The sequence below is a fragment of the Piscinibacter defluvii genome (assembly GCF_004011805.1).
In the GTDB taxonomy this organism is placed as follows: Bacteria; Pseudomonadota; Gammaproteobacteria; order Burkholderiales; family Burkholderiaceae_C; genus Piscinibacter; species Piscinibacter defluvii.
Genome location: NZ_RCHJ01000005.1, coordinates 96,808 through 115,389, shown reverse-complemented (window position 1 = coordinate 115,389; position 18,582 = coordinate 96,808). Strand labels below are relative to the sequence as shown.

Annotated in this window: 21 protein-coding genes and 1 tRNA gene; 6 read left to right on the top strand and 16 right to left on the bottom strand. The window is 71.9% G+C overall.

The features are described from left to right. Nucleotides 1-111: 111 nt before the first annotated feature. The 9 genes from D9C15_RS16110 to D9C15_RS16070 form a co-directional block, all read right to left on the bottom strand. Nucleotides 112-1,371: an RsmB/NOP family class I SAM-dependent RNA methyltransferase gene (locus D9C15_RS16110; protein ID WP_127999043.1), complete on the bottom strand. Its 1,260-nt coding sequence runs from the start codon at nucleotides 1,369-1,371 to the stop codon at nucleotides 112-114. After that, nucleotides 1,371-1,997: a phosphoribosylglycinamide formyltransferase gene (gene purN / locus D9C15_RS16105; protein WP_127999041.1), complete on the bottom strand. Its 627-nt coding sequence runs from the start codon at nucleotides 1,995-1,997 to the stop codon at nucleotides 1,371-1,373. Before purN ends, D9C15_RS16110 begins: the two co-directional genes overlap by 1 nt. Beyond that, nucleotides 1,994-3,298, bottom strand: coding sequence for a tryptophan--tRNA ligase (locus tag D9C15_RS16100; protein ID WP_127999039.1), 1,305 nt, complete (start codon nucleotides 3,296-3,298; stop codon nucleotides 1,994-1,996). Before D9C15_RS16100 ends, purN begins: the two co-directional genes overlap by 4 nt. Before the next feature lie 85 nt (nucleotides 3,299-3,383). Further along, nucleotides 3,384-3,734: a RidA family protein gene (locus tag D9C15_RS16095; RefSeq protein ID WP_112188404.1), complete on the bottom strand. Its 351-nt coding sequence runs from the start codon at nucleotides 3,732-3,734 to the stop codon at nucleotides 3,384-3,386. 8 nt (nucleotides 3,735-3,742) lie between these two features. Further along, nucleotides 3,743-4,423, bottom strand: coding sequence for a glycerol-3-phosphate 1-O-acyltransferase PlsY (gene plsY / locus D9C15_RS16090; protein WP_127999037.1), 681 nt, complete (start codon nucleotides 4,421-4,423; stop codon nucleotides 3,743-3,745). An 87-nt stretch (nucleotides 4,424-4,510) separates the two neighbouring features. Next, on the bottom strand, nucleotides 4,511-5,902 hold the full coding sequence (locus D9C15_RS16085) for a sensor histidine kinase (protein ID WP_127999035.1): 1,392 nt from the start codon (nucleotides 5,900-5,902) through the stop codon (nucleotides 4,511-4,513). A gap of 26 nt (nucleotides 5,903-5,928) precedes the next feature. Next, complete coding sequence (locus tag D9C15_RS16080) at nucleotides 5,929-6,642, bottom strand: winged helix-turn-helix domain-containing protein (protein ID WP_127999033.1); 714 nt, start codon at nucleotides 6,640-6,642, stop codon at nucleotides 5,929-5,931. Between the two features lie 86 nt (nucleotides 6,643-6,728). Then, nucleotides 6,729-7,283: a Spy/CpxP family protein refolding chaperone gene (locus D9C15_RS16075; protein WP_127999031.1), complete on the bottom strand. Its 555-nt coding sequence runs from the start codon at nucleotides 7,281-7,283 to the stop codon at nucleotides 6,729-6,731. Between the two features lie 114 nt (nucleotides 7,284-7,397). Then, nucleotides 7,398-7,652 (bottom strand): hypothetical protein, encoded by a 255-nt coding sequence (locus D9C15_RS16070; protein WP_127999029.1) that lies wholly within the window; start codon nucleotides 7,650-7,652, stop codon nucleotides 7,398-7,400. Nucleotides 7,653-7,813: 161 nt separating this feature from the next. Between D9C15_RS16070 and D9C15_RS16065 the strand changes: the two genes are divergently transcribed. Beyond that, the gene (locus D9C15_RS16065) at nucleotides 7,814-9,625 is read left to right on the top strand and encodes a M10 family metallopeptidase (protein WP_127999027.1); all 1,812 of its coding nucleotides are present in this window, start codon (nucleotides 7,814-7,816) and stop codon (nucleotides 9,623-9,625) included. Here the strand turns inward: D9C15_RS16065 and D9C15_RS16060 are convergent, their stop codons facing one another. From D9C15_RS16060 to serS, 4 genes are all read right to left on the bottom strand, one after another. After that, a complete protein-coding gene (locus D9C15_RS16060) occupies nucleotides 9,626-10,009 on the bottom strand; it encodes a hypothetical protein (RefSeq protein ID WP_127999026.1) in 384 nt (127 codons plus the stop codon). It abuts the gene before it with no gap. A 92-nt stretch (nucleotides 10,010-10,101) separates the two neighbouring features. Continuing rightward, nucleotides 10,102-11,076, bottom strand: a complete 975-nt coding sequence (locus D9C15_RS16055) for a DUF72 domain-containing protein (RefSeq protein WP_127999024.1) — start codon at nucleotides 11,074-11,076, stop codon at nucleotides 10,102-10,104. Between the two features lie 15 nt (nucleotides 11,077-11,091). Next, nucleotides 11,092-11,182: transfer RNA gene (locus D9C15_RS16050), tRNA-Ser, on the bottom strand. A gap of 43 nt (nucleotides 11,183-11,225) precedes the next feature. After that, on the bottom strand, nucleotides 11,226-12,518 hold the full coding sequence (gene serS / locus D9C15_RS16045; protein ID WP_127999022.1) for a serine--tRNA ligase: 1,293 nt from the start codon (nucleotides 12,516-12,518) through the stop codon (nucleotides 11,226-11,228). 146 nt (nucleotides 12,519-12,664) lie between these two features. Between serS and D9C15_RS16040 the strand changes: the two genes are divergently transcribed. The 3 genes from D9C15_RS16040 to D9C15_RS16030 are packed head-to-tail and all read left to right on the top strand — an operon-like array spanning nucleotide 12,665 to nucleotide 14,957. After that, nucleotides 12,665-12,907, top strand: coding sequence for a FeoA family protein (locus D9C15_RS16040; protein WP_127999020.1), 243 nt, complete (start codon nucleotides 12,665-12,667; stop codon nucleotides 12,905-12,907). A 5-nt stretch (nucleotides 12,908-12,912) separates the two neighbouring features. Continuing rightward, on the top strand, nucleotides 12,913-14,766 hold the full coding sequence (gene feoB / locus D9C15_RS16035) for a ferrous iron transporter B (protein WP_240668431.1): 1,854 nt from the start codon (nucleotides 12,913-12,915) through the stop codon (nucleotides 14,764-14,766). A 2-nt stretch (nucleotides 14,767-14,768) separates the two neighbouring features. After that, nucleotides 14,769-14,957: a hypothetical protein gene (locus D9C15_RS16030; protein WP_127999016.1), complete on the top strand. Its 189-nt coding sequence runs from the start codon at nucleotides 14,769-14,771 to the stop codon at nucleotides 14,955-14,957. A gap of 6 nt (nucleotides 14,958-14,963) precedes the next feature. Here the strand turns inward: D9C15_RS16030 and ispH are convergent, their stop codons facing one another. Next, the gene (gene ispH, locus D9C15_RS16025; protein WP_127999014.1) at nucleotides 14,964-15,938 is read right to left on the bottom strand and encodes a 4-hydroxy-3-methylbut-2-enyl diphosphate reductase; all 975 of its coding nucleotides are present in this window, start codon (nucleotides 15,936-15,938) and stop codon (nucleotides 14,964-14,966) included. Continuing rightward, nucleotides 15,938-16,381, bottom strand: a complete 444-nt coding sequence (locus D9C15_RS16020; RefSeq protein WP_127999012.1) for an FKBP-type peptidyl-prolyl cis-trans isomerase — start codon at nucleotides 16,379-16,381, stop codon at nucleotides 15,938-15,940. Before D9C15_RS16020 ends, ispH begins: the two co-directional genes overlap by 1 nt. Nucleotides 16,382-16,427: 46 nt before the next feature. Here D9C15_RS16020 and radC point away from each other — a divergent pair, with 46 nt between their 5' ends. Next, nucleotides 16,428-17,096: a RadC family protein gene (radC, locus tag D9C15_RS16015; protein WP_127999010.1), complete on the top strand. Its 669-nt coding sequence runs from the start codon at nucleotides 16,428-16,430 to the stop codon at nucleotides 17,094-17,096. Nucleotides 17,097-17,152: 56 nt separating this feature from the next. Further along, entirely contained in the window at nucleotides 17,153-17,755 is a 603-nt protein-coding gene (locus tag D9C15_RS16010) for a Smr/MutS family protein (RefSeq protein WP_127999611.1), read from the top strand. Here D9C15_RS16010 and mddA read toward each other — a convergent pair whose 3' ends face one another. Next, on the bottom strand, nucleotides 17,756-18,505 hold the full coding sequence (gene mddA, locus D9C15_RS16005; protein ID WP_127999008.1) for a methanethiol S-methyltransferase: 750 nt from the start codon (nucleotides 18,503-18,505) through the stop codon (nucleotides 17,756-17,758). It lies immediately after the preceding gene. Nucleotides 18,506-18,582 lie beyond the last annotated feature (77 nt).

The following is an 18,582-nucleotide window of genomic DNA, read 5'->3' as shown; positions in this document are numbered from 1 at the left end:
GCCAAGAACAGCGGCGCTGGCATTGTACGGGACGACCGGGTTCCCGCGGCTGCGGAAACTACGCCCCCGCGCAGGGCCGTTTCAGCGAACTTGGCGCCTGTTTGCGGCAGATCAACGCCTGTTCCAGACAGCAGCAAAGAAACCATCGGTCTGGTGGCGGTGTGGCCACAGGCGCAGATGGTTTTCGTGCACCAGTTCGTCGGCGCGGGCCACGTGGGCGGCCGCCAACGCGTCGGCAGCCGGCACGCGGACGAAGTCGGCACCGACAGAGGCCTCGAAGGCCGCCGCCACCGCCTCGTTCTCGGCGTCGAGCAGGCTGCAGGTGGCGTACACCAGGCGTCCACCGGACTTCACGAGGCGGGCTGCATTGGCCAGGATCGCGGCCTGTTTGGCCGCCAGCTCGTCGATCGCGGCGGGGCTCTGGCGCCACTTCAGGTCCGGATTGCGCCGCAGCGTGCCGAGACCGGAACAGGGCGCGTCGACCAGCACCCGGTCGATCTTGCCGGCCAGCCGTTTGACGCGGTCGTCTCGCTCGTGGGCGATCTGCACCGGGTAGACATTGGACAGCCCGCTGCGCGCCAGGCGCGGCTTGAGCGCGGCCAGGCGATGACCGGAGGTGTCGAACGCGTACAGCCGCCCGGTGTTGCGCATCAGGGCGCCGAGCGCCAGCGTCTTGCCGCCCGCGCCGGCGCAGAAATCGACCACCATCTCGCCGCGCTTGGGGTCGGTCAGCAGCGCCAGCAGCTGGCTGCCCTCGTCCTGCACCTCGACCGCACCGCTGGTGAACACCTCGAGCTTGTGCAGCGCCGGCTTGCCCTGCACCCGCAGCCCGATCGGCGAGAACGGCGTCGGCTCGGCGGCGATGCCGGCCTCGCGCAGCGCCTGCTGCGCCTCCTCCCTCTTGGCCTTGAGCGTGTTGACGCGCAGGTCCAGCGGCGCCGGCCGGCTCATGGCCTCGACGAACGGCCAGAAGTCGTCGCCCAGCGCCGACTGCAGGCGCTCGGCCAGCCAGTCCGGCAGGTTGTGGCGCAGCTTTTCCGGCAAGGCAGCGCGGTCCACCGCGCCGACCTGCTGCAGCCACTGCTGCTCGGCCTCGTTCATGGCTGCGCGCAGGAAACCCTCGTTGCCCTGCCAGCCCAGGATCGCCAGGCGCCGCTCCATCTCGCCGCGGCCGGACTGCGCGAGGTGCTGGAACAGCGCGCGCTGGCGCAGCACCGCGTAGGTGGTCTCGGCCAGGGTGGCGCGTTCGCGCCCGCCCAGGCCCTTGTGCTCTCGGAAGAAGGCCGACACGACGGCGTCGGCCGGCTGCTGGAACTGCAGCACGCGGTGCAGCAGTTCGGTGGCGAGTTCGAGCAGGGCGTTGGGGTGCATCAGGTCAGCAGTTGCGGCTCGCCGCGGCGCTGGCGCACCTGCCGGCCGTCGACCTCGAGCAGGTCGTCGACCAGCCAGCGCAGCGCGCGCGGGTAGAGCTGGTGCTCGCGCGCCAGCACGCGGGCGGAGAGCGTCTCCGGCGTGTCGCCCGGCAGCACCGGCACCACCGCCTGGGCGATGATCGGACCGTGGTCGACCTCGTTGACGACGAAGTGCACCGTGGCGCCAGCCACCTTGCAGCCGGCCTCGATCGCGCGCCGGTGGGTGTCCAGCCCGGTGAAGGCCGGCAGCAGCGACGGATGCACGTTGACCATGCGGCCGCGGTAGTGCTCGACGAAACCGGGCGTCAGGATGCGCATGAAGCCGGCCAGTGCCAGCACGTCGGGTGCGTGCGCATCGATCGCACGCATCAGTTCCGCGTCGAACGATTCGCGCGAGGCGAAGCGGGTGTGCTCGACCACCGCCGTCGCGATGCCGCGTTCGCGTGCGAACGCGAGCCCGGCGGCATCCGGCCGGTTGCTGACCACCGCGGCGACGCGCGCGTTCCAGCGCTCGGCCGCGCAGGCCTGCACGATGGCCTCCATGTTGGAGCCCCGGCCGGAGATCAGCACGACGATGTTCTTCATGCCTGCTGCACGAGCAGCGCCAGCGCCTCGGCCAGTTCGGCCTCGCCGACCCCCTGCCCGCGCTGCGCAGGCAACCCGGCCAGCGCGGCGGCGCCCTCGCGCTTGAGCCGCGCCACCCACTGGCCCGCGTCGCGGCCCTGGTCGAAGCCCTCGCTCTGCAGCAGCAGCCGGCCGTCGGCGCCGACCAGCTTGAAGTAGAAGCGCCCGTCGCCTTCGCGGTACTGCTTGAACACCGGCGCGGCACTGCGCACCTTCTCGGTGGCGGCCGGCTCGGCGGCCTGCGCCGCGCCCATGCGGCGCAGGCCGACCGCCTCGCGCAGCTGCGCGAGGAACGGGCCGGCAATCGCACGTGCCTTGCGGGCACCCTCCAGCAGCGTTTCCTCGATGCGCGCCGGGTGAGCCATCAGGTCGGTGTAGCGCTCGCGCATCGGCGCCAGCGTGCGCTCGATGCGCTCGCCCACGCGCTGCTTGGCCTCGCCCCAGCCGAGGCCGGCCTGCAGGTCGGCGCGGAAGGCGGCGCGCTCGTCGGCGTCGGCGAAGGCCTCGTACAGCGTCACCAGGTGGGCGCTGTCGGGATCCTTCGGCTCGCCGGGCAGCTTCGAGTCGGTGACCACCCGCGCCAGCGCCGCCTGCAGCCCCTTGGCGCCGCCCTCGAACAGCGGGATCGTGTTGTCGTAGCTCTTCGACATCTTGCGCCCGTCCAGGCCGGGCAGCGTGGCCACCTGCTCGTCCACCACCGCCTCGGGCAGCACGAAGTGCTCGCGGCCCTGGCCGAACAGGTGGTTGAAGCGCTGCGCGATGTCGCGCGCCATCTCGATGTGCTGCACCTGGTCGCGCCCGACCGGCACCTCGTGCGCGTTGAACATCAGGATGTCCGCGGCCATCAGGATCGGGTAGCTGAACAGGCCCATCGTGACGCCGGCGTCGATGTCCTCGCCGGCCGCCTCGTTGACGTCGGTGGCCGCCTTGTAGGCGTGGGCGCGGTTCATCAGGCCCTTGGGCGTCACGCAGGTCAGCAGCCAGGTCAGCTCGGGCACCTCGGGGATGTCGCTCTGGCGGTAGAAGGTGACGCGCTCGGGATCGAGCCCGCAGGCCAGCCAGGTGGCCGCGATCTCGAGCCGCGAGCGCTCGATGCGGCGCGGCTCGTCGCACTTGATCAGCGCGTGGTAGTCGGCCAGGAAGAAGAAGCTCTCGACGCCCGCCAGCCGGCTGGCGGCGACGGCCGGCCGGATGGCGCCGACGTAGTTGCCCAGGTGCGGGGTGCCGGTGGTGGTGATGCCGGTGAGGACACGCTTGGTCATGGCGAGGAGACTGTCTGCAGGGCTGCGGCCCGTGGCCGCGAACCCGCTATTGTCTCCGCTGGCGGGCGCGCTCGGCGGGGGGCGCTCAGATCGCCGCGGTGACGACGATCTCGATCTTCCACTCCGGCCGCGCCAGGCGGGCCTGCACCGTGGCGCGCGGCGGCGCGTCGCCCGGGGGCACCCAGTCGTCCCAGACCTCGTTCATGCCGTCGTAGTCGGCCAGGTCGGCGAGGAAGATCTGCGCCATCAGGATGCGCGCGCGGTCGGTGCCGGCCTCGGCCAGCAGCTTGTCGACCATCGCGAGCACCTGCGCGGTCTGGCCGCGGATGTCCTGCGAGGCGTCGTCGGGTACCTGGCCGGCGAGGTAGACGGTACCGTTGTAGACCGCCATCTCCGACAGCCGGTCGCCGACATGGAAGCGGTGCAGTCCCTGCATCAGGTTCATCACTTGCTCCGGTGGCCGTGGTGCTTGTGGCCGTGGCCATGGTGGGCATGCGACGCCGGCGCGGCCGGCGCGGCCTTCTGGCCCAGCCTGCTCTCGGTGCCGGCGAGCAGCTTCTGGATGTTCGCGGCGTGCCGCCACACCAGCAGCAGGCCCATCAGCGCCACCGCCAGCGCCGTCGGCCCGCCGCCCCAGATGAGCAGCTGGTAGAACGGCGCAAACACCGCCGAGACGATGGCCGCGAGTGACGAATAGCGGAAGAACACCGCGATGATCAGCCAGGTGAGCAGCGTCGCCGCGCCCAGCCAGGGGTTCAGCCCGAGCAGCACACCCGCCGCGGTGGCCACGCCCTTGCCGCCCTTGAACTGGAAGAACACCGGCCAGAGGTGACCGATGAAGGCGGCCAGCCCGACCAGCGCCGCCGTGCCCTCCTGCAGCCCGTGGGCCGGGCCCCAGATCACGACGGCCAGCACCGGCAGGTAGCCCTTGAGCGCATCGAAGGCGAGCGTCAGGATCGCTGCCGCCTTGTTGCCCGAGCGCAGCACGTTGGTGGCGCCGGGGTTGCCCGAGCCGTAGCTGCGCGGGTCGGCCAGGCCCATCGCCCGGCTGATGATCACGGCAAAGGACAAGGAGCCGACCAGGTAGGCGGCGATCGCGGCGAGGACGGGAAGTGCGCTGGACATGCGGCCGGCCGGCGGGCGAGTGCAGTGGAGGCTGGCTATTCTGCACGCCGGCGCCCGCGCCGCACCCGGGTTGCCCCGGCCCCGGCCTCAGGCGCGCCGCGGCAGGCTCAGCACGAAGCGGCTGCCGCCGCCTTCGCGCGCCTCGCAGCGCACGCTGCCGCTGTGGCGCTCGGCGATCTGCTTGACCAGGCTGAGGCCCAGGCCGACGCCACCGGCCTGCTCGGCATGGCCGGGCAGCCGGTAGAACGGCTCGAAGATGCGCTCGCGCAGCTCGGCGGGCACGCCGGCACCGCGGTCGCACACATGCACCTCGGCCGCCGCGGCGCCCTCGCGCAGTTCGACCGCCACCTCGCCGCCGCCGTAGCGGCGCGCGTTCTCGAGCAGGTTGCGCAGCGCACGGCGCAGCAGGCGCTCGTCGCCGCGCAAGGTGATCGCCGGGCCGTCGACCACAGCATCCACCCGAGCGCCCTCTTCGGCCGCCAGGCCCAGCAGGTCGACCTTCTCGTCGCGCTCGAGCGTCGCCGCCGCGTCGAGCCGGCTGGCCAGCAGCACCTCCTCGACCAGCGCGTCGAGTTCGGCCACGTTGGTGCGGATCTCCTCGCGCAGGCGCTCGCGCTGCGCCGGCGACGCGTCGTCGAGCATCGACACGGCCATCTTCATGCGCGCCAGCGGCGAGCGCAGCTCGTGGCTGGCATTGGCCAGCAGCGACTTGTGCGAGCGCACCAGCGCCTCGATGCGCCCGGCGGCCTGGTTGAAGCTGGCGGCCAGCGCAGCCACCTCGTCGCGCCCGCTGACGGCCACGCGCTGGTTGAGCTGCCCCTCGCCGAAGCGCACCACGCCGCGCTGCAGCGCCTCGAGCCGGCGCGTCAGTCGGCGCACCACCGGGTAGGCACCCGCGGCCACCGCGAGGAACAGCACCGTCAGCAGCACCAGCAACCCGACGCCGCGCGGCCAGCCCGGCGGGGCGAAGGGCAGCAGCAGTTCCCCCGGCCCGGGCCCGGCCCCGGGGCCGGGCCCGGGTGCGTTGGTGGCCAGCAGGCCCGGCGCACCACCGCCCTCGCCCGGCGGGCCCGGCGGAGCCCCGCCCGGCAGGCGGCGCAGGGTCGGGCGCACGATCCACAGCGTGCGGCCGTCTTCCAGCCGCACCGAGACCAGCCGGCTGCGGCCCTCGGCCTGGCGCCGCACGAAGGACTCGGATTCGACGATGCGCACGCCGCTCTCGTCGTCCAGCGCCAGCGGCACGCGCAGGCGCTGCGACCAGTCGCGCAGCGCGATCGCCTGCGCCGACGGCTCGGCGTCCGCGCCCGGCAGCGAGCGCTGGATCAGGTCGGCCCAGGCCTGCATGCGCTCGCCCACCAGGCCCTCGAAGCGCACCCGCTCCTGGTCGATGTGGCGCTGCACCAGCCAGCCCGAGACGGCCGCGAACAGCAGCAGCACCGCCACCACCGTGACGTAGATGCGCAGGTAGAGCGATTTCATCGGCGTGCGCGGCCGCTCAGCGCGGATCAGTTCTCGTCGTCCGCATCCTGCTTCTTCGCGAACACGTAGCCCGCGCCGCGCACCGTCAGCACGCGGCGCGGTGACTTCGGGTCGTCCTCGATCACCGCACGGATGCGCGAGATGTGCACGTCGATCGAGCGGTCGAAGGCCTCCAGCGGATGGCCCTTGAGCGAATCCATGATCTGGTCGCGCGAGAGCACCCGGCCCGGGCTCTGCGCCAGCACGACCAGCAGGTCGAACTGGTGGCTGGTCAGGTCGCAGGGCTTGCCGTCCAGCCGCGCCATGCGCGCGCCGAGGTCGATCTCCAGCCGGCCGAAGCGCAGCAGCTCGTCGCCGGCCGGCTGCGGCTGGGCGCGCCGCAGCAGCGCCTTGACACGCGCCAGCAGCTCGCGCGGCTCGAAGGGTTTGCCGAGGTAGTCGTCGGCGCCGAGCTCGAGGCCGACGATGCGGTCCAGCGGCTCGCCGCGCGCCGTCAGCATCAGCAGCGGCAGGGCGCGCGTGCGCGGGCTGGCGCGCAGTTCGCGGCACAGGTCGAGGCCGTCGCCGTCGGGCAGCATCAGGTCCAGCACCAGCGCATCGAAGACCTCGGCCGCGAGGCGCTCGCGGCCGGCGGACAGCGAGCCGGCGGTGGTGACCTCGAAGCCGGCCTGGCCGAGGTAGTCGCCCACCATCGCGGACAGGCGGGCGTCGTCGTCGATCAGCAGCAAGCGTGAACTCATGGCGGGCACGGCATGGGCGTCGGGGGCCGCCGCGCGGCGCACGGCGGCGGAACCCGGGCCCAAGGATAGCGGCAGCATCGCCACGCTCAGCGTGCCGGCTGCTCGCGCTCCATGCGCTGCTGGCGCTCGCGCATGATGTCGGCGCGCTGCTTCATGCGCTCGCCGAGCTTGGCGCGCTGTTCGGGCGTGAGCACCTGGCTGGCGTCGAGCATGGCCTGCAGCATGCGCTTGCTGGCCTGGTCGTGCTGCGCCAGCATCTGCTGGCGCACCGACTCGGCCGCCGCCGCGTCCACGTTCGGCGCGGCGAACACCTGCATCGCCTTCTCGCGCAAGGCCTGGCCGTTCTGGCGCTGGGCGCGCAGGTCGGCGGCGGCCGCCTGCATGATCTGCTTGATCTGGCTGCGCTGCGCGTCGGTGGCGTTCAGGCCGTCGAGCATGTGGTCGACGCCGCGGCCGGCCATCATGCCGTGGCCGCCGAACGGCCCGCCGTAGCCACCGCCCATCGGGCCGCCGTGCATGGGCCCCGCCCAGGCCGACAGCGCCACCGTCGCCGACACGGCCAGCGCCGCGCTCAGCAGCATCCACTTCAGGCCGTGCGCTCGGGAGGCGCGGGCGGCCGGGGTCGTCTTGATCTGATCCATCACGGGCTCCTGTCATCGGACCTCGTTGGTCCATGGCCGTGAATCGTGCGCCGCAGGGGTGAAGCGGGCTTGGCCCCCAGGTAAAGATGCGTGAATCGGTGCGGCCGGGCCGCCTCAACCGGCCTCGCGCACCGCGTCGTCGAAGCTGCAGCCGCAGCGCCTCAGTTCGACGCTGAGCCACTCGCAGCGGGTCTCGTTGTAGAGGTCCTGGCTGCCGGGGAGGTCGAGCTGGCCGCGCAGCACGTCGGCGAAGTCCGGGCCGTGGCCGCGCAACCAGCCCAGCACGCTGAACGCGCCGCTGTCCACGCCGACCACCGCGAGATGCCGGCGGCGGTTCAGCGCCAGCACCGTTCCCCTTGCCAGGGCCATGACCTGTCCCCCGAAGAAAAGCGGCGCAGCATAGGCGCGGACGACAAACGCCGTCTCCTGCGCTCTAGGGGGATATTGCACGGCCGGGACGGCTCGCGCTGGTGCACGCGCGGCGCGCGGGCCGAGAATCCCGCCACCGACCCCCAGGGAGCAGCACCCACATGGCCACACCGACGTCCATCGGCGCCTGGACCTTCTCGAGCACCACCGGCATCAACCAGATCGACAGCCTGATCGGCGGCACCCAGTGGGAGTCGCACCAGCTGAGCTTCAGCTTCCCGGGCACGGGCGCGAGCTGGTCGACCGACCCGAACACGGGCTACGGGCCGACCAACGGCGGCGGCGAGCCCTGGTCGACCAACTACTCGCCGCTGACCACCAGCGACAAGGTGGCGGTGCGCGCCACGCTGCAGGCCTGGGCCAACGTCGCCGACCTGACGTTCACCGAAGTCGCGGACAACGCCACGACAGTCGGCGACCTGCGCTTCGCCTACACCACCACCGCCGACACCGCCGGCGCCCAGGCCTGGGCCTACTTTCCGGGCCAGTCGTCGGTGGCCGGAGACGTGTGGATCAACGCCGACGGCAGCTCGGCCGCCGAGGAGTGGGACCCCGGCAGTTACAGCTACCTGACGGTACTGCACGAGATCGGCCACGCCCTCGGCCTGAAGCATTCCTTCGAGCCGATGGACGACAACCCGGCCGTGCTGCCCGACAACCTCGAGGGCCGCTCGTACACCGTGATGAGCTACTCGGCCGCACCCGGCAACCAGAACAGCTACTTCAGCTACGAGCCGACCACGCCGATGGTGCTGGACATCGCCGCCATCCAGTACCTCTACGGCGCCAACACCAGCCACCGCACCGGCAACGACAGCTACGTCTTCAGCGGCACCGGCACCTACCACCAGACGATCTGGGATGCCGGCGGCACGGACACCATCGTCTACCAGTCCGCCACCGGTGGCGTGATCGACCTGGCCGAAGGCGGCGCCTCGACGCTGGGCGTGCCGATCGAGGTGATCAACGGCAGCACCGGCACGCCGGTGGGCACGGTGGCCAACGTCTGGATCGCGTTCGATGCGGTGATCGAGAACGCCACCGGTGGCAGCGGCGCCGACCGCATCCTCGGCAACACGGCCGGCAACATGCTGCGCGGCGGCGCCGGCAACGACACGATCTACGGCCAGACCGGAAACGACACGCTCAACGGCGGCACCGAGCGCGACTACCTCGCCGGCGGCAGCGGCAACGACACCTACCTCGTCGACAGCGCACTCGACCGCGTCGTCGAGGCGGCCGGCCGGGGCACCGATTCGGTCAGCAGCAGCGTCACGCTGACGCTGGCCGCCGAGGTCGAGCGGCTGACGCTGACCGGCAGCAACGCGATCAACGGCAGCGGCAACGTGCTGGCCAACCTGCTGCGCGGCAACACGGCCGCGAACGCGCTCGCCGGCGGCGGCGGCAACGACTCGCTCGAGGGCGGGTCGGGCAACGACACGCTCAACGGCGGCAGCGGAACCGACCGCGTGACCGGCGGCGCCGGGGCCGACCTGTTCGTCCTCAACAGCAAGATCGGCAGCGACACGCTGGTCGACTTCATCTCCGGCACCGACGACGTTCGCATCAGCATGGCCGGCCTGCGCGTGGGCGACGGCGACACCGTCATCGACGGCGCGCGGACACGCACTGCGGCGGGCGGCTTCTCGACCAGTGCCGAGTTGGTGGTCTTCAGCGCCAACGCTGCCGGCCTGACGAGCAGTGCCGCCGCCGCCGCCATCGGCTCGGCGACCAGCGCCTACACCGTAGGCAGCACCGCGCTGTTCGCGATCGACAACGGCTCGAGCAGCGCGCTGTTCCTGTTCACCGCGTCCAACGCCGATGCGCTGGTGTCGGCCAGCGAGCTGACGTTGCTGGCCACCCTGAGCGGCACGGCCGCGACGACGACCGGCGACTACCTGTTCGGCACCTGATCAGTGCACCGTCAGCGGCGCAGCGGCCCGCACGGGAGCGCCGCGCGGTGCGGTGCCGGCCTCGTCCGCCGGCGGCGTCGAGACGGCACCCGCAGCCGGCCGGTCCAGCCCGAGCAGACGACTGACCAGCACGACCACGGCCGTGAACAGGCCGACCGCGCCGACCGCCGCGGCCAGCATCAGCGCCCCGAGCACCCACGGCGCCGTCAGCAGGCACAGCAGCGCGCCGGAAACGGCCGCGAGCACCGCGGCACGCAGGCGCGCGCGGGCCTCGAGCAGGCGCCCGAGGCTGCCCACGTAGCCGAGCATGAAGAGCAGCATCAGCAGCAGCTGCCAGTTTTCGAGGGCGGCCGACTGGTGTTGCAGGTCGAACCAGGGATTCATGTTCTGTGACCTCCGCTGGACACGAAGCTTGCGCCAAGCCGGCGGCTTGTGCCAAACGGTAACCGAAACATGCTTCGGCGCCGTGGTTGTTGTCACGCGACGATGTCGCTCTCGCGCTGCAGGCGCTGCATGAGGGCGCGCGCCGCGCGCACGCCCTGGTCCTCGTAGTTCACGTTCAGCAGCACCACCACGTCCAGCGCGTCATCGACGATGCGCTCGATGCGCTGCGCGAGGTCGTCGAGTTCGGCGGCGTCGTACTCGTAGTTGAAGCGCTCGGACGAGGCCGCCAGTCCCTTGGCATCCCAGGTCTCGGCGTTGCGGCCGTGCAGCCGCACCACCGCCAGGCGCGGGTGCGTCACCGCCCAGATGCCGTGCGCGAAGTTTCCCACGTCCTGCGGCTCGTCGACGATGGTGTGCGCGACGCCGAGTTCGCGCTGCCAGGCGAGCGTCTCGTCGGCGCGGCCCTCGCCGTACCACGTGGCGTTGCGGAACTCGACGGCAATCAGGTGGCCGGCCATGCGCTGCACGCAGTGCTCGACATGCGCGCGCCACTTCGCGCCGTTCGTGGCCCAGGGCGCGAACTGGAAGTGCACCGCGAGCAGCTTGCCGGCCTCGCGCAGGGGCGCGAGCGCACCGATGAAGCGGCGCCAGAGTTCCTCGCGCAGTTCCTCGGGCAGGTCGTCGTAGTACCAGTTCCTCTTGCGCGCCGGCAGCGGCGGCAGCGCGGCGGCGATGTCGGCCGGCAGCACCTCGGGGGGCGTCTGGTGCCCGGTCAGCAGGCGGAAGGCCTTGACGTTGAAGACGAAGTCGGAGGGCGTGCGCTCGGCCCACAGCACCGCGTTCGTGGCGCTGGGCATCGCGTAGAAGCTGCTGTCGACCTCGACGATCGGGAACTGGCTCGCGTAGTAGCGCAGCCGCGCCTCGGCGCTGCTGCAGCCGCGCGGGTAGAAGGCCTTGGACTTGATCAGCGACGGATCGCTCCAGCTGCACAGCCCGACGCGGATGTTGCGCCGCGGTCCGATCGGTGCGGGCGCGGGGTCGGGATCGAGCAGGTCGCCCTGGGTCATCGGGCGATATTGAACTGGCGGAGAAGGAGGGATTCGAACCCTCGATACGGTGAAACCGTATACCGGATTTCGAGTCCGGCGCATTCGACCACTCTGCCACCTCTCCGGGTTGGGACTTGATTCGGCGGGTCGCTGCCGAGCCGCGCATTCTAGCGCAGCAGCGCCACCCCGCCGAGGTAGGGCTGCAGCGCCGCCGGGACGGCGATCGAGCCGTCCGCCTGCTGGCCGTTCTCGAGGATCGCGACGAGCGTGCGCCCGACCGCCAGGCCCGAGCCGTTGAGGGTGTGCACCAGCTCGTTCTTCCCTTGCGCGTTCTTGAAGCGCGCCTGCATGCGGCGCGCCTGGAAGGCCTCGCAGTTCGAGCAGGAGCTGATCTCGCGGTAGGTGTTCTGGGCCGGCAGCCAGACCTCGAGGTCGTAGGTCTTGCTCGCGCCGAAGCCCATGTCGCCGCTGCACAGCGTCATCACGCGGTAGGGCAGCTCGAGCTTGCGCAGGATCGCCTCCGCATGCCCGACCATCTGCTCCAGCGCCTCGTAGGAGCGCTCCGGGTGCACGACCTGCACCATCTCGACCTTGTCGAACTGGTGCTGGCGGATCATGCCGCGCGTGTCGCGCCCGGCGCTGCCGGCCTCGCTGCGGAAGCACGGGCTGTGCGCCGTGAGCCGGATCGGCAGTTCGCTCTCGGCCAGCACCTGCTCGCGCACGGTGTTGGTCAGCGAGATCTCGCTGGTCGAGATCAGGTACTGCTCGCGCTGGCTGTCGTCGCCCCCCCGGCTCACCCAGAACATGTCCTCCTTGAACTTGGGCAGCTGGCCGGTGCCCTCGAGGATCTCGCGGTTGACGATGTAGGGCGTGTAGCACTCGGTGTAGCCATGCTCGCGCGTGTGCGTGTCCAGCATGAACTGGGCGAGCGCGCGGTGCAGCCGCGCCACCGGCCCGCGCAGGAAGGTGAAGCGCGCGCCGCTGAGCTTCGCGCCGGTGTCGAAGTCCAGGCCGAGCGGCGCGCCGAGGTCGACATGGTCGCACGGCGCGAAGTCGAAGGTGCGCGGCGTGCCCCAGCGCCGCACTTCGACGTTGCCGGCCTCGTCCGCACCCCGCGGCACGCTCTCGTGCGGCAGGTTGGGCACCGCCATCAGCATGGCGTGCAGTTCGCCCTGGATGCCCTCGAGACGCTCGGCCGAGGCCTTCAGCGCGTCGCCCAGGCCGCCCACCTCGGTCATCACCGCGGCCGTGTCCTGGCCCTTGGCCTTGAGCTGCCCGATCTGCTTCGACAGGCTGTTGCGCCGGGCTTGCAGCTCCTCGGTGCGGGTCTGGATCGCCTTGCGCTCGGCCTCGAGCGCCTGGAAACGCGCGACATCCAGGAACGGCTGCGGCGACTGGCGCGACGCCAGCCGTTCGACGACGGAGGCCAGGTCCTTGCGCAGCAGGTTGATGTCGAGCATGGGAAGTCGGGTCCGGATCCGGGGGAAGCCGGATTGTAGGGACGGCCCTCGCCGCGCCCGGGTTTGAGCCAGCGCAACGGCTCGTCACGAGGGCTTCGGAACACTCAGTAATGCGAGAGACTCTCATTTGCAACTGGACGCCGACCATGCTGCTTGCCGACCTTCCGAACGGATCGACCGCCCGCGTCGCCGCGCTGCACGCGGGCGGCACAGGCATGGACGCGGCCGTGCTGCAGCGCCTGGCCGAACTGGGCTTCATCCCGGGCGAGCCGGTACGCGTGATGCGCCGCGGCCCGGGCGGGCGCGAGCCGATCGCGGTGCTGGTCGGCCAGACCCTGTTCGCGCTGCGCCTGGCCGAGGCGCGCTGCGTGGCCGTGACACCCGAATGAACCGGATGGACCCGCGCGCCACCATCGCCCTCGTCGGCAACCCGAACTGCGGCAAGACCGCGCTGTTCAACCTGCTGACCGGCGCGCGCCAGAAGGTCGCCAACTACGCCGGCGTCACGGTCGAGCGCAAGCTCGGCACGGCGCGCCTGGACAGCGGCCGCAGCCTGACGGTGATCGACCTGCCCGGCACCTACAGCCTGAGCCCGGCCACGCCCGACGAGCAGGTCACGCTCGAGGTGGTCGAGGGGCGGCGCGCCGGCGAGGGCGTGCCCGACGCGATCGTCGCGGTGGTCGATGCGACCAACCTGCGCATGAACCTGCGCCTGGTGCTGGAGCTGGCGCGGCTGCAGCGCCCGACGATCGTGGCGCTGAACATGGCCGACGTGGCACGCGCCCAGGGCCTGGCGATCGACGTGCCGCGGCTGGCCGACGAACTCGGCTGCCCGGTGGTCGAGACCGTCGCGGTGCGCTCCGACGGCCATGCCGGGCTGCTGGCGCAGCTCGACGCGCACCTGGCCGGCGGCGGCACGCTGCCGGTGCCGAGGGCGCGCAGCACCGGCGACGCCGCCGCGCAGCAGCAGGAGGTGCGGCGCCTGCTGGCCCTGGTGGCGCCGCGCGCCGCCGAGGTGCAGCGCTTCCACCACCGGCTCGACGACATCGCGATGCACCCGGTCTGGGGCCTGGTGCTGCTCGCGGCACTGCTGTTCCTGATCTTCCAGGCCGTGTTCTCCTGGGCCACCTGGCCGATGGATGCCATCAAGCAGGGCATGGCCTGGCTCGGCGAACAGGTGCTGGCGGGCCTCGACGACGGCCCGCTGCGCAGCCTGCTGGTGGACGGCGTGATCGCCGGCACCGGCAGCGTGCTGGTGTTCCTGCCGCAGATCCTGATCCTGTTCTGCTTCATCCTGCTGCTGGAGGATTCCGGCTACCTGCCGCGTGCCGCCTTCCTGCTCGACAACGCGATGGGCCGGGTCGGCCTGTCGGGCCGGGCCTTCATCCCGCTGCTGTCGAGCTTCGCCTGCGCCGTGCCGGGCATCATGGCCACGCGCACCATCGCCAACTGGCGCGACCGGCTGGCCACCATCATGATCGCGCCGCTGATGACCTGCTCGGCGCGCCTGCCGGTCTACGCGCTGCTGATCGGCGCCTTCGTGCCCGAGCGCAGCGTCGGGCCATTCAACCTGCGCGGGCTGACGCTGTTCGCGCTGTACCTGGCCGGCGTGCTCTCGGCCTGCGCGGTGGCCTGGCTGTTCAAGCGCGTGTGGATGAAGAGCAGCTACCAGCCGCTGATGCTCGAGCTGCCGCCCTACCGTCTGCCGGGGCTGCGCAATCTCGGCCTCGGGCTGTGGGAGCGCGCGACGATCTTCGTGCGCCGTGTCGGCACGATCATCTTCTCGCTGATGGTGCTGCTGTGGTTCCTGTCCACCTACCCGGCGCCGCCGGACGGCGCCACCGGCGCGGCCATCCAGTACAGCTTCGCCGGCATGCTGGGGCGCTCGCTCGAGCACCTGTTCGCGCCGCTCGGCTTCAACTGGCAGATCTCGATCGCGCTGGTGCCGGGGCTCGCGGCGCGCGAGGTCGCGGTCGGGGCGCTCGGCACGGTGTACTCGCTCTCGGCCGCCGGCGACGCGGTGGCGGACTCGCTCGCCCCGGTGATCGCGCAGGGCTGGTCGCTCGCGACGGCCTACGCGCTGCTGGCCTGGTACGTGTTCGCGCCGCAGTGCATCTCGACGCTCGCCGTCGTGAAGCGCGAGACCAACTCCTGGCGCTATCCCCTGGCGATGACGGCCTACCTGTTCGTGCTGGCCTACCTCGCCGCCTTCGTCACCTACCGCGTGGCGCTCTGGGTCGGAGCATGAGCATGATGCTGCAGTCCGTCGTGGCAGGGGTGATCGTGCTCGCCTGCGGCGCGCATGTCGGGCGCGCGATCTGGCGCGCCATCCGCTCGCGCGCCCGCCCGGTCTGCGGCGGCTGCGCGAGCTGCGAGGCTGCCGCGCCGCGCGCGGCGGTGATCACCGTGCACCGGCGCGGTCGCGGGCGCGCAGGCTGAGGTCGGTCAGGCGGCGCCGCCCAGCGCCGCCATCGACTTGTCGCCCAGGCCCATCGGCAGCGGGAAGTGCACCGTCTCCTCCACCCCCGGCAGCGAGCGCAGCGAGAGCGCGCCGAACTCGCGCAGCCGCGCGATGACCTGCTGCACCAGGATGTCCGGCGCCGAGGCGCCCGCGGTGAGGCCGACGCGGTGGCGCCCCTCGAGCCACTGCGGCTGCAGGTCCTCCGGCTTGTCGACCATGTAGGCCGGCGTGCCCAGGCGCTGCGCCAGCTCCTGCAGCCGGTTGCTGTTCGAGCTGGTCGGGCTGCCCACCACGATCACCACGTCGACCGCGGGCGCGAGCAGCTTGACGGCGTCCTGCCGGTTCTGCGTCGCGTAGCAGATGTCCTGCTTCTTCGGCTCGCGCACCTTCGGGAAACGCTGCTTCACCGCCGCGAGGATGTGCGCCGCGTCGTCCACCGACAAGGTGGTCTGCGTCACCACGGCGATCTTCTCCTCCTGCGCGGGGCGCACCCGGAACACGTCCTCGACGTCCTCCACCAGGTGGATGCCGGCCTCGAGCTGGCCCATCGTGCCCTCGACCTCCGGGTGGCCCTTGTGGCCGATCATGATGAACTCGTAGCCCTCCTTGTGCAGCTTGGCGACCTCGACATGCACCTTGGTCACCAGCGGGCAGGTGGCGTCGAACACGCTGAAGCCGCGCGCCGCCGCCTCGCGCCGCACCGCCTGCGAGACGCCGTGCGCCGAGAACACCAGCGTCGCCCCGGGCGGCACCTCGGCCAGGTCCTCGATGAAGACCGCACCCTTGGCCTTCAAGTCGTTGACCACGTAGGTGTTGTGCACGATCTCGTGGCGCACGTAGATCGGCGCGCCGAACTTGCGCAGCGCGCGCTCGACGATCTCGATCGCGCGGTCCACGCCGGCACAGAAGCCGCGCGGTTCGGCGAGCAACACTTCGTCGATCCGGGCTTGGTCGGCCATCACAGCACTCCGATCAGTTGCACCTCGAAGCTGACCGGCTGACCGGCCAGCGGGTGGTTGAAGTCGAACAGCACCCAGTCGTCGCCGAGCTCGCGCACCACGCCCGCATACTGCCCCTGCCCGTCCGGCGTGGGGAACTGCACCACGTCGCCGACGTGGTAGGCCTCGTCCGGATCACCCAGTTCGGCCAGCAGGCTGCGCTTCACGCGCTGCAGCAGCTCGCGGTTGCGCTCGCCGAAGGCCTCGCCGGCGGGCAGCTCGAACACCTTGCGCGTGCCTTCGGCCAGGCCGAGCAGGCGGCGTTCCAGCGCCTCGGCCAGCTGGCCGGTGCCGAGCGACAAGGTGGCGGGCTTCTCCGCGAAGGTGTTGACGATGTCGCGGCCGTCGGGCCCGGCGAGGCGGTAATGCAGGGTCAGGAAGGACCCCGGCTGCACGAGATTCACGAGATGCCCCGCTCCAGTAGACTGGCCCGGATTTTACGAGGCGGCCTTGAAGCACATCCCCCGCGATGCCCGACCGCGCGAGAAGCTGCTGGCCCTGGGCCCCGCCGCGCTGGCCGACGTCGAGCTGGTGGCGCTGCTGCTGCGCACCGGGCTCAAGGGCACGCCCGTGCTGCAGCTTGCGCAGAACCTGCTCGACGGCTTCGGCGGCCTGGCCGGCCTGCTGCACGCGCAGCGCGACGACCTCAGGCGCATCAAGGGCCTGGGCCCGGCCAAGCGCGCCGAGGTGGCGGCCGTGCTGGAGATCGCGCGGCGCTCGCTGCGCCAGGGCCTGCAGGAACGCACGGTGTTCGATTCGCCCGAGCGCGTGCGCGAGTACCTCGGCCTGCAGCTGGGCCGGCTCGAGCACGAGGTGTTCGCGGTGCTGTTCCTCGACGCGCAGCACCGGCTGATCCGCTTCGACGAGATGTTCCGCGGCACGCTGTCGCAGACCAGCGTCTACCCGCGCGAGGTGGTGCGGCGCGCGCTCGAGCTGAACGCCGGCGCAGTGATCCTGGCACACAACCATCCGTCGGGACTGGCCGAACCCTCGCGTGCCGACGAGTTCCTGACGCAGTCGCTGAAGAGCGCCCTCGCGCTGGTGGATGTGCGCGTGCTCGACCACCTCGTGGTGGCACGCGGCCAGGTCGTCTCGTTCGCCGAGCGGGGGCTGCTGTGACGACGCGCCCGGCGAAGGTCCGCGCGCTGGCCGACCTCGGCGCCGTGAAGAAGGCGATGGCCGAGCAGCGCCGCCGCGCCGAGGAAGCGCAGGTCCAGCAGCGCAACGAGGCCGCCCGCGTGCGGCGCGAACGCGAGCTGTTCGCGCTCGCCGTCGGCCCGGTGCAGCCGTTGCGCCAGCACGGCCGCGCGCTGCCGGCGCGGGCACGCCCGGCCCCCGAGCCGCGCCAGCGCCTGCGCGACGAGGCCGCGGTGCTGCGCGAGGCGATCTCCGACGAATTCGACGTCGAGAGCCTGCTCGACACCGACGAGGCGCTGTCGTTCCGCCGCCGCGGCATCGGGCCCGAGGTGGTGCGCAAGCTGCGCCGCGGCGTCTGGGCCATCCAGGCGCAGCTCGACCTGCACGGCCTGCGCCGCGACGCCGCGCGCGAGGCGCTCGGCGCCTTCCTGCGCGGCGCGCTGCGCGACGGCCTGCGCTGCGTGCGCGTGGTGCACGGCAAGGGCAACGGCTCGCCCGGGCGCGCGCCCGTGCTCAAGGCCAAGGTGCGCGCCTGGCTGGTGCAGAAGGACGAGGTGATCGCCTTCACCCAGGCGCGGGCGCAGGACGGCGGGCACGGCGCGCTGCTGGTGCTGCTCAAGCCCAGCAGCGGCCCGGCCTGATCAGGGCTGGGCCGGGCCGCGCCGGCGCGCGAACAGTCGCGGCAGCAACATGCCGGTCTGCGCACGGTAGGCCCGGTAGCGCTCGCCGAACTGCGTGACCAGGTCGCGCTCCTCGAACCAGATGCCCACCAGGATGTAGCCGGTGCAGGCCAGCGCGAACAGCAGGTGCCCCGCGCTCATGTCCGGCGCGGCCCAGAAGGAGATCACGAAGCCGAGGTAGATGGGGTGCCGCACGTGTCGGTACAGCAGCGGCGTGCGGAAATCCGCCGCGGGCAGACCCGTGCCGCGCAGCCTGGCCCACACCTGGCGCAGGCCGAACAGCTCGAAGTGGTTGATCAGGAAGGTGGCCAGCAGCAGCACGCCCCAGCCGGCCCAGAACACCGCCTGGATCACCAGGCGGGCCGCCGGGTCGGCCACCTGCCACACCATCGGCGCGGCGACCGGCCGCCATTGCCACAGCAGCAGCGCGAGCACCAGCGAGGCCGCCAGCACGAAGGTGCTGCGCTCGACGGACTCGGGCACGATGCGTGTCCACCAGCGCTTGAAGGAGCGGCGCGCCATCACGCTGTGCTGCACGGCGAACAGGCCGAGCAGCGCCGTGTTGACGAGCAGGGCCTCGAGCAGCGGCCCGGGCGGCCCGCTGTCGATGGTCTTGGGCAGCAGCGGCAGGTTGCCGACGAAGCCGATCGCGTACGCGAAGGTGGCGAGGAAGAAGGCGTAGACGACCACGCCGTAGAGCAGTTGGACCATGGGGCCGTTCCTTGGGCTGGAGTGCACGAGGCGGAGCCCGGCCGCGACCCCTCGGGGCGCCGACGGCGCGGGTTCAC